The 13,971-nt window shown below is 74.9% G+C and carries 12 protein-coding genes; 3 read left to right on the top strand and 9 right to left on the bottom strand.

All coding sequences use genetic code 11. From position 1 onward, the window contains the following. The coding region (locus ABZS51_RS03885) for a PfkB family carbohydrate kinase (protein WP_355435847.1) at nucleotides 1–604 on the top strand (604 nt) is incomplete at its 5' end. Nucleotides 605–609: 5 nt separating this feature from the next. On the opposite strand, the gene ABZS51_RS03880 is transcribed toward ABZS51_RS03885, so the two are convergent. Together ABZS51_RS03880 and ABZS51_RS03875 are read right to left on the bottom strand one after the other, a co-directional pair. Continuing rightward, complete coding sequence (locus ABZS51_RS03880; RefSeq protein ID WP_355435844.1) at nucleotides 610–1,809, bottom strand: cytochrome P450; 1,200 nt, start codon at nucleotides 1,807–1,809, stop codon at nucleotides 610–612. Between the two features lie 16 nt (nucleotides 1,810–1,825). After that, nucleotides 1,826–2,287 carry a MarR family transcriptional regulator gene (locus ABZS51_RS03875; RefSeq protein WP_310712017.1) on the bottom strand — a complete coding sequence of 154 codons (462 nt, stop codon included), beginning with the start codon at nucleotides 2,285–2,287 and terminating at the stop codon, nucleotides 1,826–1,828. Between the two features lie 270 nt (nucleotides 2,288–2,557). On the opposite strand from ABZS51_RS03875, the gene ABZS51_RS03870 reads away from it, so the two are divergent. Further along, the gene (locus tag ABZS51_RS03870; protein ID WP_355435840.1) at nucleotides 2,558–3,493 is read left to right on the top strand and encodes an NADP-dependent oxidoreductase; all 936 of its coding nucleotides are present in this window, start codon (nucleotides 2,558–2,560) and stop codon (nucleotides 3,491–3,493) included. A gap of 31 nt (nucleotides 3,494–3,524) precedes the next feature. On the opposite strand, the gene ABZS51_RS03865 is transcribed toward ABZS51_RS03870, so the two are convergent. From ABZS51_RS03865 to zwf, 5 genes are all read right to left on the bottom strand, one after another. Beyond that, nucleotides 3,525–5,474 (bottom strand): protein kinase, encoded by a 1,950-nt coding sequence (locus tag ABZS51_RS03865; RefSeq protein ID WP_355435836.1) that lies wholly within the window; start codon nucleotides 5,472–5,474, stop codon nucleotides 3,525–3,527. Between the two features lie 216 nt (nucleotides 5,475–5,690). After that, nucleotides 5,691–6,305 (bottom strand): bifunctional 4-hydroxy-2-oxoglutarate aldolase/2-dehydro-3-deoxy-phosphogluconate aldolase, encoded by a 615-nt coding sequence (gene eda, locus ABZS51_RS03860; RefSeq protein WP_310712021.1) that lies wholly within the window; start codon nucleotides 6,303–6,305, stop codon nucleotides 5,691–5,693. A 144-nt stretch (nucleotides 6,306–6,449) separates the two neighbouring features. Beyond that, on the bottom strand, nucleotides 6,450–7,529 hold the full coding sequence (locus ABZS51_RS03855; RefSeq protein ID WP_355435833.1) for a glucokinase: 1,080 nt from the start codon (nucleotides 7,527–7,529) through the stop codon (nucleotides 6,450–6,452). 58 nt (nucleotides 7,530–7,587) lie between these two features. Continuing rightward, the gene (gene edd, locus ABZS51_RS03850) at nucleotides 7,588–9,534 is read right to left on the bottom strand and encodes a phosphogluconate dehydratase (RefSeq protein ID WP_355435830.1); all 1,947 of its coding nucleotides are present in this window, start codon (nucleotides 9,532–9,534) and stop codon (nucleotides 7,588–7,590) included. An 85-nt stretch (nucleotides 9,535–9,619) separates the two neighbouring features. Next, a complete protein-coding gene (zwf, locus tag ABZS51_RS03845; RefSeq protein WP_355435828.1) occupies nucleotides 9,620–11,134 on the bottom strand; it encodes a glucose-6-phosphate dehydrogenase in 1,515 nt (504 codons plus the stop codon). Between the two features lie 150 nt (nucleotides 11,135–11,284). On the opposite strand from zwf, the gene ABZS51_RS03840 reads away from it, so the two are divergent. Beyond that, nucleotides 11,285–12,466 carry an ROK family transcriptional regulator gene (locus tag ABZS51_RS03840; RefSeq protein WP_355435826.1) on the top strand — a complete coding sequence of 394 codons (1,182 nt, stop codon included), beginning with the start codon at nucleotides 11,285–11,287 and terminating at the stop codon, nucleotides 12,464–12,466. 36 nt (nucleotides 12,467–12,502) lie between these two features. Here ABZS51_RS03840 and ABZS51_RS03835 read toward each other — a convergent pair whose 3' ends face one another. Beyond that, entirely contained in the window at nucleotides 12,503–13,087 is a 585-nt protein-coding gene (locus tag ABZS51_RS03835) for a hypothetical protein (RefSeq protein ID WP_355435823.1), read from the bottom strand. Between the two features lie 84 nt (nucleotides 13,088–13,171). Continuing rightward, nucleotides 13,172–13,969, bottom strand: a complete 798-nt coding sequence (locus ABZS51_RS03830; protein WP_355435820.1) for a DUF2470 domain-containing protein — start codon at nucleotides 13,967–13,969, stop codon at nucleotides 13,172–13,174. Between the last annotated feature and the right edge of the window lie 2 nt (nucleotides 13,970–13,971).

The following is a 13,971-nucleotide window of genomic DNA, read 5'->3' as shown; positions in this document are numbered from 1 at the left end:
CCGCAGCGTGCTGCTCGTCGGCCCCGACGGCCGCCGCACCTCGCTGCACGACCCGCGCGACACGCCGGGCGAGCGGCTGCCGCGCGAGCTCTACGCCGGCGTGCGCGCCCGCCACGCGCACGTCTCGATCACCGGCTACTGCCGCGACGTGTACGACGACCTCGACGGCATGCCCGTCTCCACCGACCTGCACGACTGGGACGGCGTCAACGACCACCACCGGGAGTTCGCCCACCGCTCCGACCTGGTGTTCATGTCGGCCGCCGCGCTGGACTCGCCCGAGCGCGTGATGCGCGACATCCTCCGCCTGGGCCGCGCCGAGCTGGTCGTCTGCACGCGCGGCGCGGACGGCTGCCTGGTGCTGCCGCGCGGCGGCGACCTGCGCGCCTTCCCCGCCACCCCGCTGCCCGGCCCGGTGGCCGACAGCAACGGCGCGGGCGACGCGTTCGTCTCCGGCTTCCTGTACGGCCGACTGCGCGGAGCGGCGCTGGAGGAGTGCGTGCGGCTCGGCTCGCTGGCCGGGGCCCACGCCTGCACGGTGCCCGGCACCCATGAGGCGCCGATCACCGAGGCCGCGCTGCTCGGCGCGGCCCCGGCTGCCTGACAGGGCTACACGAGGGGGAGGCGGGCCACCCCCGTCATGGTCGGCGTGGGGATGAACGTCACCGGGTCCTCCGGATCGGTGCGGAGCGGGTCGAGCCGGTCGAGCAGGATGTTCAGGGCGACCCGCCCCTCCAGCCGCGCCAGGGGAGCGCCCAGGCAGAAGTGGATGCCGCGGCCGAAGGCGAGATGCGGGTTGGGGTCACGGCCGGGGTCGAACACGCCGGGGTCGGCGAACTGCCGGGGGTCCCTGTTGGCGGCCCCGAGCCACACCATGACGAGCTGGTCGGCCGGTATCGTCACGCCGCCCAGCTCGGTCTCGCGGGTGGTGGAGCGGCCGAGGGCGGCGAACGGGGGCAGCAGGCGCAGGGACTCCTCGATGACGGCCGGGACCGACGCGCGGTCGGCCCGTACCTTGGCCTGCTGCTCGGGGAAGGCGTCGAGGCAGAGCACGGTGTTGCCGAGCAGCATGGTCGTGGTGATGTGCCCGGCGAGCAGCAGGATGATCGCGAAGTTGACCACCTGGTCGTCGGGGAGGTGCTCGCCGTCCACCTCGGCCTCGACCAGCCTGGTGAGCAGGTCGGCGCGCGGCCGCCGGCGGCGCTCCTCGGCGTGGCCGGCGAGGTAGGCGGACATCTCCTTCCACGGCTTGAGCGTGGCCTGGACGTCCGCGTTCTGCTCCTCGACGGGCTCGGTGAGGGAGATCGTGGTGTCGCGCTGGAAGAGCGCGTCGGCCCACTGCTTGAACAGGGCGCGGTCGCCGCTGGGCACGCCCAGGAGCTCGGCGATGACGATGACGGGCAGCGGGTAGGCCAGGTCGGTCACGAGCTCCAGCCGTCCGCGCTCGCGCGCCGCGTCGAGCAGCTCATGGGTGAGGGCGGCGATCCTGGGTTCGAGGTCCGCGACGACCTTGCGGGTGAAGGCGCTGCTGACCAGCTTGCGCAGCTTGCCGTGCTCCGGGGGGTCGATCTGGGTGATGAAGCCGTTCATCGAGAACTCCTCGCTGTCCGGCATCAGCCCCTTGGGGAGCACCCGCATGGTGTCGGAGGAGAACGTCGTGGGGTCGCCGAGGATGTCGTGGGCCTCCGGGTAGCCGTAGACGTTCCACATGCCGGTGCGGGCGTCGTACTCCACCGGTTGGCCCGATCGCGGCCCGCGCAGCCAGAAGTGCTGCTCGGGGATGTCGTACCGTTCGACGATGTCGGTCATCGCCTCTCCCTCCGTGTCAGGTCGGCTCTGCGCGGTACTCCTGCCAGCGCTGGAGCATCTCGTCCGCGTCACGCTCGGTGAAGGCGAAGAACTCCCGGGTCTCCGCCAGCCGGGCCCGCTGCTCGGGCCGGTCCTCGCCGACGAGCGACAGCCCTAGGTCCAGGGCCTCGACGCCGAGGTGCACCCCGGCTAGCTGGACCTTCAGGACGTGCGCCCATCCGCCGTGGGCCACCTGGTAGCGGTGCTCGCGCCCCGGTGCGGGGACGCGCTCGATCATCCCGCCCGCCTCCAGTTGCCTGGCGACCGTGCTGACGGCCGTCTTGCTCACCCCGAGCCGGGCGGCCAGCTCGGTCAGCGACTGGTGCGGCGGATCACAGATCATCAGCCACGCGTACAGCCGGCCCATGGTGCGGGTCCCGCCGATGCGCTCCATGACCAGCCCCATCCGGTCGATGAACTCGCCTTCCCGTGGATCCATCGTGGCACCGCCGGCAACATCGTCATATACGTACTTGACGAACTCTACGCGCCTCCTCGTTTCCGGACTCCGACCTTGTGACGGGCGCCGAACGGGACAGGTGCCCCGCACGCTCCGGCGCGCGCGGCGTCTGGGCGAGCATCTTCTGACGGCTCGGGTTTCCACTTCGTACGTTACGAACTCTCAGGTACCTGCTTCCTGCAAGAGAGTGCCTCTTCTACGGTGGTGTGCGGCGGGAGGTCCGCCACCCGAGCGAGAGGGAGAGATCGCATGCGTGCTGTCGTCATCCGCGCCTTCGGCGGCCCGGAGGTGCTGGAGATCGCCGACCTGCCGGTGCCGTCCGTGGGGGAGGGGCAGGTACGGATCAGGGTCGAGGCGGCGACCGTCAACCCCGTCGACGCGGCCACCCGGTCGGGCGCCCTCACCGAGGCGGGGCTGCTGCCGGAGCGCGACCTGATCGGCATCGGCTGGGACGTGGCCGGGACCGTCGAGGAGACCGGCCCGGGCGTCACCGGGCTCGCGCCGGGGGACCGCGTGGTGGGGCTGTCGGACCGGCTCGACGTGCCGCTCGGGACCCAGGCCGAGCAGGTCGTGCTCGACGCGGACGTCGTGAGCCGGGCGCCGTCCGGGGTGAGCGCGGTGGATGCGGCGACGTTGCCGCTCAACGGGCTGACCGCAGTGCAGGCCCTCGACCGGCTCGGCCTGGCCCCCGGCGAGACGCTGCTGGTGACGGGCGCGGCGGGGGCGGTGGGCGGGTTCGCCGTCCAGCTCGCCGCCGCGCGGGGCCTGCGGGTCGTCGCCGTCGCCGGGGCCGCGGACGAGCCCCTGGTACGGGAGCTGGGCGCGGAGCTGTTCGTGCCCCGTACCGCCCGGCTCGGGGAGGCCGTACGGGCTCTGGTGCCCGGCGGCGTCCACGGCGCCCTGGACGCGGCCGTGACCGGCGCGGCGGCGCTCGACGCGGTCCGTTCCCGCGGCTCCTTCGCCGCGGTGGTCGCGGGCGGCGCCCCGGTGCCGCTCCGGGGGACGCGCGTGTTCACCCACTGGATCACGGCGGACGGGGCGCGGCTGGCGGACCTGGTCGAGCTGGTGGAGCAGGGGACGCTCACGCTCAGGGTCGCGGAGACCCTGCCGCTGGAGCAGGCGGCCGAGGCCCACCGCCGCCTGGCCAAGGGCGGCCTGCGCGGCCGCCTCGTCCTCGTCCCCTGATCCTGGCCTGGTCCGGGGCGCGCCCGGGCGGTCAGCCGCCCAGGGTGAGGCGGACGCCGTGGCTCAGGCCGGAGTCGTGCAGCTCCAGCGCGGCCGGGCCGGCGCCCTTGGGCAGCTCGAACACCAGCGCCCCGCTGAACGACTGGCCCGGCCCGATGCGCACCGGAGTGATCTCGGTGCCCGCCTTGTCGAGCAGCCGGGTGCCGCCGTGGGGGACGTCGTCCTCGTCGCAGAGCTTCTGCTGCCCCGGGTAGAGGACGCGGGCCTCCTGGCCGATGTTGTCCACCTTCACCGAGACCGTACAGGTGCGCAGCTTGGCGGACTTGGCCGCTTTGGGACACTTGGTGCCGGTCACCGCGAACCGCAGCCTGCCGTCCTGCGCCGGCCCGTCCACGCTGCCCACGGCGGGGTCCCGCGTCATCCAGGCGATCAACGCGACCAGCACCACGAGCAGCACCAGGGCGATCACCACGGTGGTCAGGCAGCCGGTGAACGTGCCACGCCGGGGCCTGCCGGGCGGGGGCATCGTGGCGGGCGGCAGCGGGCCCGGCCCGGTGAGCCCGGACGGAGGCCCCTGACCGGGCGGCGGCCCCTGCACGGTACGCCCGCGCGCTCCGGGCCCGTGCGACGACGGGCCGTGCGGTCCGCCCGGTCCATGCGATGACGGGCCGTGTGTCCCGGGTCCATGCGATGACGGGCCGTGTGTCCCGGGTCCGTGTGACGACGGGTGCTGCGGCCCGGGTCCGTGTGACGACGGGTTCTGCGGTCCCGGCCCGTGTGACGGCGCCTGGGCGGCCGGTCCTGGCCGGCCGGGGAGCGGCCCCTGGCCGGTGTGGTGGTGCGGCGGCTGCTGGAGGGACCCGGACGGCATGGGCGGCTGCCCCGGCGGGGGAAGCGGCACCTGACCGGTCTGGTGGGCCTGCGGCGGCAGCGGCACATGGCCCGTCTGGTGGGCCTGCGGGGGCCGGCCGCCCGTCGAGGAGGGCGGCCCCGGCTGGGCGGGCGGCGCGGCCGGGGGCGCCTGCGGGCCGGGCGGGGGAACGGGCGGGCGTCCGGGGGCGCTGCGGGGGGACTGCGACAGCGGCGGGAGATCCGCCGGGTCCCACGTGGTGGTGAGGTGGCGCGTGGCCGCGAGCTGCGCCGCCGGCTCGTCCGCCGCCCCGACCAGCTCCAGCAGCAACTGCCGGGCCGGGGGCCGGCGCGCCGGGTCGGGGTGGATGGCCGCGGCCACCAGCCGGTCGAGCGGCGCGGGCAGCCCCCGGAGGTCGGGCGGCGCGGTGCGGGCGCGGGCGGCCATCACGTACGCGTCGCCCTCGCCGAACGGGTGCCCGCCGAGCCCGGCGTACGCGATGAGCGACCCCCACGCGAACACGTCGCCCGCCGGGCTGGTCTTCCCCTCGAACACCTGCTCCGGAGCGATCCAGCCCGGCGTGCCCATGACCATCCCGGCGTTGGTGTGGCGGGAGGACAGGTGCGCCGAGCGGGCCAGCCCGAAGTCGATCACCCGGGGCCCGGCGAGCGTCAGCATGACGTTGGCCGGTTTGAGGTCGCGGTGGACGAGGCCCGCCGCGTGGATGGCGGTCAGCGCCGCGGCGACGCCCACGGCGGCCGAGTGGAGCACGGACGGCGACAACGCCCCGTGCTCGATGAGGTGGTCCTCCAGGGAGATGCCGTCGATGTACTCGGTGACGAGGTACAGGACGCCGCCGTCCTCGCCGTGGTCGAGCACCCGGGCGGTGCAGAACGAGGCGACCTTGCGCGCGTTGGACACCTCTTCGTGGAAACGCGCCCGGTAGACCGGGTCGGCGGTGTAGTCGCGGCGGATCGCCTTGAGCGCCACCCGCGCGCCGTCGGCCGCCTTGGCCAGGTAGACGGTGCCCATCCCGCCCGACCCCAGCCGGCTGACCAGCTCGTACGGGCCGATCGCCGGGGGGTCCTCAGGTGTCAGCGGAGTGCCCGCGGAGCGATCCTGCAGCCCCAACGTCGCTGTCCTCTCGCCGTCGTCATCCCGCCGCCTCGACCGGCCGGGCCATCGCCCGGCATGCCCTTTTCCACCCCAGACTCTAACGGAGGAAGGCGCCCTCCGGTGGCGGCGTGACGGCCTCGCCCGCCACCGCCTTCCCCGCCCCCACAGGGCATGGGGGCGGGGAAGGGCGCGGAGCGCGGCTCTTCCCGGGGCGGCCGGCTCCCGGGGCGGTCAGCGGAGGGCGGCGGCCTCGGCGGCGAGCGCCTCGACGCGGGCCCAGTCGCCCGTCGCCAGCGCGTCGGCCGGGGTGAGCCAGGTGCCGCCGACGCAGCCGACGTTCGGCAGCGCGAGGTAGTCGGCCGCCGTCTCCGGCCGGATCCCGCCCGTCGGGCAGAACCGCACGTCCGGCAGCGGCCCCGCCAGCGACTTCAGGTACGGCCGGCCGCCCGCGGCCTCGGCGGGGAAGAACTTCAGCTCCTTCAGCCCCCGCTCGGCCAGCGCCATGACCTCCGACGCCGTGGCCGCCCCCGCCAGGAACGGAGCGCCGCCCGCCAGCATCGCGTCCACCAGCGACGGCGTGGCCCCGGGCGAGACCAGGAACGACGCGCCCGCCTTCAGCGAAGCCTCGACGTCGGCGGCCGTCCGCACCGTGCCCGCGCCCACCACGGCGCCGGGCACCTCGGCGGCGATCCGGCCGATCGCCTCCAGCGCCACCTTCGTGCGCAGCGTCACCTCGATGACCGGCAGGCCGCCGGAGACCAGCGCCCGCGCCAGCGGCACGGCGGTCTCCACGTCGTCGATCACCACGACGGGGATCACGGGGGCGAGGTCGAGCAGGCTCGTCATCTGCAACTCTTCTCCTTGCCGGCCACCGGGGCCGTCGTCCATCTCGTCGGCCCGAAGGCCGTTGCACGTTGTCCGGCCGGGGCGAGCCGTGCGCCCAGGCTACTGAGTCCCCGGGAGGCGGGTCCGCGCGGCCACCGCCGTCCCTCAGCCCGGCAGCGGCGCCGGCTCCGCCGGGGCGACGGGCAACGCGGTCGTCATGGGCAGGTCCTCCGCCCATTCCGAGGAGCCACGGGCGGCGCGCGAGGCGAGGCGGTCCAGCCAGGCCGCGGCCCCGGTCAGCGCCGGTTGCGGGGCGACGATGAGGGACGTCGCGATGGCCGACAGGTAGTCCGCCATGTCAGGGTTCGTGGCGAAGCGTGTGCGGAACGGACCCGTACGGACCCGCTCCGCGATCCGCGGCAGCACCCCGCCGCCGAGGTACACCCCGCCCCGCGCGCCCAGCGTCAGCGCGACGTTGGCCGCGAACGTCCCGAGCAGACCGCAGAACACCTCGACCGTCTCCGCGCACAACGCGTCGTCCGCCCGCGCCACGATCCCCGACGCCGTGTCCTCGGCCGCGGCCACGCCGCGGACGTCGGCCAGCGCCCGGTGCAGCCGCACCAGCCCGGGACCCGACAGGACGTGCTCGGCCACCACCTGGCCGCCGGGGCCGCCCGGCACGTGCCGGCGCGTGAGCGCCCGCAGCACCTCCAGCTCACGCTCGTCCTGTACGGGCAGCGTCACGTGCCCGCCCTCGCCCGGGACGGGGACCCAGCCGCCGTCCACCGGCACGAGCCCGGCCACGCCGAGCCCGGTGCCGGGACCGAGCACCGCCTTCATCCCGTACGCCGGGGCGTTCACCCCGTACGCCGGGGCGGGGCCGCCCAGCGGCACCAGGTCGTCGCCCTCCAGGTGCGGCAGCGACACGGCCAGCGCCTCGAAGTCGTTGAGCAGCGCCACCTCCGGCACGCCGAGGTCGCGGGCCGAGCCGGACCAGGGCAGGTTCGTCAGCGCGTAGCGGTCGCCGTCCACGGGACCGGCCAGGGCGAGGCAGGCCGCGCCCGGCCGCGCGCCGTCCGCGTGGTCGGCGAGGTAGGCGGCCACGGCCTCGGGCAGGCCCCGGTGCTCGGCCCCCGCGAGCACGGCGACGTGCGAGGGCCGCGCTCCGGGCGAGGTCACCAGGCCGAACCGGGCGTTGGTGCCGCCGATGTCGGCGACCAGCCACGGGAAGGCGAACCCGCTCACCGCCCGGCCCTCCGGAACCGTCCGAGGCGGCCGGCCCAGCCGAACCGTCCGAACCCGTTCACCTGCGGGCTCCGGCGCCCACCTGGGCCGGGTCGGCGAGGCCGGTCTCCAGGTGGGAGGCGCCCGCCTCCGCCGGGAAGCCCAGCCCGGGGCCGTGGTGCGGCGACTCGGCGCCGCTGATGCCGAAGATCCCGGCGCCCTGCTCGGCGTGCCCCGCCATGCGGCGGAACGTCGCGAACAGCTCGCGGCCCGTGCCGACCCACTCCGCGTCGCTGAGCGGCCGGCCGCCCGGCGTGCGCCGGGCCAGCTCCTCGGCCGGGACCCGCAGCTCCAGCGTCCCGGCCGCCGAGTCCAGCCTGATCACGTCGCCGTCGCGGACGAGCGCGATCGGGCCGCCGTCGGCCGCCTCCGGCGACAGGTGGATGGCCGCGGGCACCTTGCCGGACGCGCCGGACATGCGCCCGTCGGTGACGATCGCGACCCGCTGCCCGCGGTCGAGCAGCACGGCCATCGGCGGCGTGAGCTTGTGCAGCTCCGGCATGCCGTTGGCACTCGGCCCCTGGTAGCGGAGGACGGCGACGAAGTCCTGCCCGTCCAGCTCGCCCGCCTCGAACGCGCGCAGCAGGTCGAGCTGGTCGTCGAACACCTTGGCCGGGGCCTCGATCACCAGGTGCTCCGGCTTGACGGCCGACACCTTGCTCACCGCCCGGCCGAGGTTGCCCTCGAGCATGTGGATGCCGCCGTCGGCGGAGAACGGCTCGGAGACGGGACGCAGCACGTCCAGGTCCTTGCTGCCACCGGTGACCTCGGACCAGACCAGCGCGCCGTCCTCCAGCGCCGGGGCGGAGCGGTAGTGGCTCAGCCCCCGCCCGGCGACCGTCAGGACGTCCTCGTGCAGCAGGCCCGCGTCGAGCAGGTCGCCGATGAGCACCTGCATGCCGCCGGCGTCGCGGAAGTGGTTCACGTCCGCCTGGCCGTTCGGGTAGATGCGGGTGAGCGACGGCACGACCTCCGACAGGCGGGCCAGGTCGTCCCAGGTGAGCACGATGCCCGCGGCGGCGGCCATGGCCACCAGGTGCAGGGTGTGGTTGGTGGAGCCGCCGGTGGCCAGCAGCGCGACGCAGGCGTTCACGATGGCCTTCTCGTCCACCAGCTCGCCGAGCGGCGTGTACTCGGAGCCGTGCGCGGTGATCTCCACGGCACGGCGGCCGGCCGCCTCGGTCAGCGCGTGCCGCAGCTCGGTGTGCGGGTTGACGAACGTCGAACCCGGCAGGTGCAGGCCCATGACCTCCATCAGCGCCTGGTTGGAGTTGGCGGTGCCGTAGAAGGTGCAGGTGCCGGGGGAGTGGTAGGACTTCGCCTCGGCGTCGAGCAGCTCGACGCGGCCCACCTTGCCCTCGGCGAACAGCTGCCGGGTGCGGGCCTTCACCTTGTTCGGCAGCCCGGAGGTCATGGGGCCGGCCGGCACGAAGATCGCGGGCAGGTGCCCGAAGTGCAGCGCGCCGATGAACAGGCCCGGCACGATCTTGTCGCAGACGCCCAGCAGCAGCGTCGCGTCGAACATGTCGTGCGACAGCGCGATCGCGGTCGCCATGGCGATCACGTCCCGGCTGTAGAGCGACAGCTCCATGCCGGCCCGGCCCTGCGTGATGCCGTCGCACATGGCCGGCACGCCGCCCGCCACCTGCGCCACGCCGCCGGCCCGCCGCACCGCCGCCTTCAGCTCCGGCGGGTACGTCTCGTACGGCTGGTGAGCCGACAGCATGTCGTTGTAGCTGGTCACGATGGCCACGCCGGGCTTGGCGGCGCCCATGAGGGCCGGCTTGTCCTCGGCGGGCGCGGCGGCGAAGCCGTGCGCCAGGTTCGCGCACCCCAGGTGCGCGCGGGCCGGGCCCTTGGCGCGGGCGGCCTCGCCGGCGCGCCGGATCCGGTCCAGGTAGACGCTGCGGCTCGCGCGGCTGCGCTCGGTGATCCTGTCCGTGATCTCCTGGATGACGGGGTTCATGGACACTCCTTCGTCGGCCGTGCGGTTACTGCCGGTGCTGTCGGGGTCTGGGCAGGCGGTGTGAGAGGTAAGGGGGCGGCGCCGGTCACGACTCGTCCTCGTGCCAGGCCCGGCCGCTGCGGGCGAGCATCTCGTGGGCCCCCGCGGGGCCGGTCGAGCCCGCCGCGTACGGCTCGGGCAGCTCGCCCGACGCCTCCCACGCGGCGAGGATCGGGTCGATCCACCGCCAGGCGGCCTCCACCTCGTCGCGCCGCATGAACAGCGTCGGGTTGCCGGCCAGCACGTCCATGAGCAGCCGCTCGTACGCCTCGGGCACCCGCGCGGTGAACGTCTCGCCGAAGCTGAGGCTCAGCGGCACCGGCTTGAGCGTCACCTCGCCCGCGCCCGGCTCCTTGGCCATGATGTGCAGCTGGATGCCCTCCTCGGGCTGGAGCCGCAGGACGAGGCGGTTGGGCGTGCCGCCGGGGAAGATCGAGTGCGGGACGTCCTTGAACTGGACGACGATCTCCGACACGCGGCGCGGCAGCCGCTTGCCGGTGCGCAGGTAGAACGGCACCCCGGCCCAGCGCCAGTTGCGGATCTCGGCGCGGATCGCGGTGAACGTCTCGACCCGGCGCGACTCCTCGGTGGGCGGGGTGGAGGCGGGCTCGTCCAGGTAGCCGGGCATGTCGCCGCTCTCGACGTACTGGCCGCGCACGGTGAACCGCTCGACCTCGCCGCCGGTGATCGGCCGCAGCGCCTGCAGCACCTTGACCTTCTCGTCGCGGATCGCCTCGCGGTCGTTGCGTGCGGGCGGCTCCATCGCGGTCAGGCACAGGAGCTGGAGCAGGTGGTTCTGCACCATGTCGCGCAGGGCGCCCGCGTGGTCGTAGTAGCCGCGGCGGCCGGGCGTGCCGACGGTCTCGGCGGCGGTGATCTGGACGTGGTCGATCCACAGCGAGTTCCAGATCGGCTCCAGGAACGCGTTGGCGAAGCGGAGCACGAGCAGGTTCTGCACGGTCTCCTTGCCCAGGTAGTGGTCGATCCGGAAGATCTGCCGCTCGTCGAAGATGGCGCCGACCTCGTCGTTGATGCGCTGCGCGCTGACCAGGTCGTGGCCGAGGGGCTTCTCCAGCACCACGCGGGAGCGGGGCGTCACCAGGCCGGCGGCGGCCAGCTCGCGGCAGAACGCGCCGAACGTCCGGGGCGGGCTGGCCAGGTAGAACACCCGGTCGCGGTCCTCGTGCCCGGCCAGCAGGGCGGCCAGCGCGCCCCACCCCGACCGGTCGGAGCCCCCGTCGACGGCCTGGCCGCCGCCCACGTCGATCGACACGTGGTGCAGGCGGCCCAGGAAGCGGCGCCACACCTCGGCGTCGCCGCCGGGGATCCGGTCGCGTACCTCGGCGTCCACCTTGCCGCGGAAGTCCGCGTCGGTCAGCCCGCCGCGGGACATCGCGATGATGCGCGTTCCGGGCGCGAGCCGGCCCTCGCGGTCGCCGTGGTACAGCGCGGGAAGCAGCTTGCGCATGGACAGGTCGCCGGTGCCGCCGAAGACCACGAGGTCGGCGGTGTGCGCGGTCTCGGGCGCGCCGGACGCTGATGTGCCGGAAGACGAGCTCATGGGGGACACGACGAGGAACTCCGTTGATCTACCAAGAAGGACAGAACGGACACTAGCCAGAGTTTGGTTTGTAGACAAGCAGAGTTTTGGCATGTGAGATGAAAAAGTTGCGACTTTTCATTACGTAACCTCCTGTGATTCACTTAGCCGATGCCTCGACGTACCGCCGCTACCCTCGCCACGAGTGGCGAGGTGCTGCGCCTCATCCGCTCGGGTGAGGCGGTGACGCGGGCCGATCTCGGCCGGGTGACCGGCCTGTCGCGCCCCGCGGTGCAGTTGCGCGTCGCCGAGCTGATCGAGCGCGGTCTCGTGGTGGAGCGGGCCGACGCGCCCTCCACCGGGGGGCGGCCCCCCGTGCGGCTGGAGTTCAACGCCGCGGGCGGGGTGGTGCTGGTGGCCGCGCTGGGCGCCAGCCGCACCCGCGTCGCCGTGTGCGACCTCGCCGGCCGCGAGCTGGCCGGCCGGGACTTCGCCATCGACGTCGAGCAGGGCCCCGACGTGGTGCTGCCGCTGCTTCTCGACACCTGGGAGGACCTGCTCGGCGACCGGCCGCGCGAGGACGTCAAGGGAGTCGGCATGGGCGTGCCGGCCACGGTCGAGTTCGCGCGCGGCCGCACCGAGAGCGCGCGGGTGATGGCGTCGTGGACCGGCGTGCTCATCCCGCCCATCGTCCGCGAGCGGTTCCCGGTGCCCGTGCTCGTCGACAACGACGTGAACGTGCTGGCCATCGGCGAGCACCGCGGCGTCTACCCCGACCTCGACGACCTGATGTTCGTCAAGGTGTCCACGCGGATCGGCGCCGGCGTCATCGCGGGCGGCGGGATCCTGCGCGGCGCGCTCGGCGCGGCCGGCGAGATCGGGCACATTCCCGTCCGCGACGGCGGCGGCGTCCTGTGCCGCTGCGGCAACGTCGACTGCGTCGACTCGGTGGCGAGCGGAACGGCGCTGCTGCGCGAGCTGCGGACGGCCGGCAAGGACGTCAAGACGATCGCCGACGTGACCGCGCTCGTGCGGGCCGGGGACGCCGAGACGATGGCCATGGTCCGCGAGGCCGGGCGGCGTATCGGCGAGGTCCTGGCCGGCGCGGTGAACATCCTCAACCCGTCCGTGGTCGTGCTGGGCGGCGACGTGGCGGAGGCGTTCGGGCCGCTCGTGTCGAGCATCCGGGAGGTCGTCTACCGGCGCTCCACGGCCCTGGCCACGCGGCGCCTGCGCATCGAGCCGAGCCGCATGGGCTGGGGAGCGGGCATCAGCGGCTGCGCGGTGATGGTGCTGGACAGCGTCCTGTCACCGGACGCCGTCGACGAGAGCCTCGACCTGCGCCCCTCCTGACACCCGCCACCCGGGACCCGAGAACGGCGGCGGAGCTCAGTCCGCGGCGTCGCCGTCGCCCAAGCCGTTGCCATTGCCATTGTCATTGCCATTGCCGTTGCCGTGGCCCGGGTGCCTGCTGTGGCCCGGCGGGGTGTGGCCGGCGGGGTTGGCGGGGGCGTTCGGGACGACGTCCGTGGGCGTGGGCGTGACCGGGCCCGCCGGGGCGGGGCTGGCGACTCCCGGCCGCCGGGAGCGGGCGGGGGTCACCGACGCCTCACCCGGCCGCACGGGCGGCGCGGTCGTGGCGCCGCGCCGCGGAGCCGGTGTGGCCCCCACCGTGCGCGGCGAGCGGGTGGCCGTGGGCCGGGCCGTCGCGGTGGGAAGCGGCGACGGCACGGCCGCCGGCGTGGGCGCGTGGTGGCCGGGGCGCGTCACCGGGGCGCTGGCCGTCGTGACCCGCGTGGCCCCGGCCCTGGCGGGCTCCGCACGCCGCTCGCCGCCGTCCGGCAGGCTGACCGGGGACAGCGAGGCGCCTCCGAGCTCTCCCAGACCGAGGATCGCCGCCGCGCTCAGCATCACCACGCCGATCAGCACACCGGCGGTCATCAGGACACGTCTGCGCGGCTCGGTCTCGGTCACAGCCGCCGATGATACTGAGTGCCTGCCGGAGGTCGGACCGCCCCCGCGACAATCGTGATCAAGATGGTGATCGCCGCGGGCGGCTCAGCACGTGCACATCAGCCCGCGCAGCGCGGCCTCCAGGTCCTGGCCGGTGCCCACCCGGGCCGGCCACGGGAAGCGGACGAGGTCGTCGTCCACGCGGACCGTCGCGCCGTGGCTGTCGAGTTCCCACAGCCACACCTCGCCGCACCCGGCGCCCGCCGCGGGAGCGCCCGTCCCGACGGCGCCCGAGCGGCCGGAGCAGCCGGGACGCCCGCCGTGACCGCGGCCCTCGCCCATGAGGGCGGGCTCGCCCAGCAGGGCGGCCACGCCGTTGGCGAGCTGCGCCCGGTGCGCCTCGTTGACGTGGGCGAGGACGCGCTCGGCCGTCTCCGTCAGCGGGTCGGGCCCGGCGTCGAGGTACTCGTCGGCGTCCAGCACGCCCGACTCCTGCCCGGTCAGGTACACGACCTGCGCCACGTCGAGCCGCAGCAGCCGCGGCGCGGACGGCTCGCCGTACCGCTCCAGCGCCGCGAACAGCCCCTCGTCCGCGCTGCGCGCCGCGACCGCGACGGCCGCCGCCCGCGCATCCTCCACCGGTACGGCCTGCGCCCACCCCTGGACCTCCAGCAGCCCGCGCGGGTGCTCGGCCTCGCCCAGGCGGCGCGTCGCGGTGAGGTTCACCGCCACCACCGCGTCGTCGCCCAGCCCGTGCAGCGGCTCGCCGGCGCGCACCAGCAGCACCGGGCGGCCCCGCTCGTCCACCCCGCCGGTCGCGGGGGACGGGACGCCGTCGACGGTCACCCGGACCACGGCGGAGGTCGCGGCGAGCGTGCGGACGCGTTCGGCGATGGGCGGCATGG

The sequence above is a fragment of the Nonomuraea sp. NPDC005501 genome (assembly GCF_040605905.1).
Classification (GTDB): domain Bacteria; phylum Actinomycetota; class Actinomycetes; order Streptosporangiales; family Streptosporangiaceae; genus Nonomuraea.
The sequence above is the reverse complement of the archived record's forward strand: the minus strand, read 5'-3'. Positions and strand labels throughout refer to the sequence as shown.

Excerpts from the sequence above, each read along its gene's own strand:
- edd (WP_355435830.1), bottom strand. The coding sequence starts at position 9,534 with ATGAACCCCGTCATCCAGGAGATCACGGACAGGATCACCGAGCGCAGC.
- zwf (WP_355435828.1), bottom strand. The coding sequence starts at position 11,134 with ATGAGCTCGTCTTCCGGCACATCAGCGTCCGGCGCGCCCGAGACCGCG.
- eda (WP_310712021.1), bottom strand. The coding sequence starts at position 6,305 with ATGACGAGCCTGCTCGACCTCGCCCCCGTGATCCCCGTCGTGGTGATC.
- ABZS51_RS03875 (WP_310712017.1), bottom strand. The coding sequence starts at position 2,287 with ATGGATCCACGGGAAGGCGAGTTCATCGACCGGATGGGGCTGGTCATG.
- ABZS51_RS03880 (WP_355435844.1), bottom strand. The coding sequence starts at position 1,809 with ATGACCGACATCGTCGAACGGTACGACATCCCCGAGCAGCACTTCTGG.
- ABZS51_RS03870 (WP_355435840.1), top strand. The coding sequence starts at position 2,558 with ATGCGTGCTGTCGTCATCCGCGCCTTCGGCGGCCCGGAGGTGCTGGAG.
- ABZS51_RS03840 (WP_355435826.1), top strand. The coding sequence starts at position 11,285 with ATGCCTCGACGTACCGCCGCTACCCTCGCCACGAGTGGCGAGGTGCTG.
- ABZS51_RS03830 (WP_355435820.1), bottom strand. The coding sequence starts at position 13,969 with ATGCCGCCCATCGCCGAACGCGTCCGCACGCTCGCCGCGACCTCCGCC.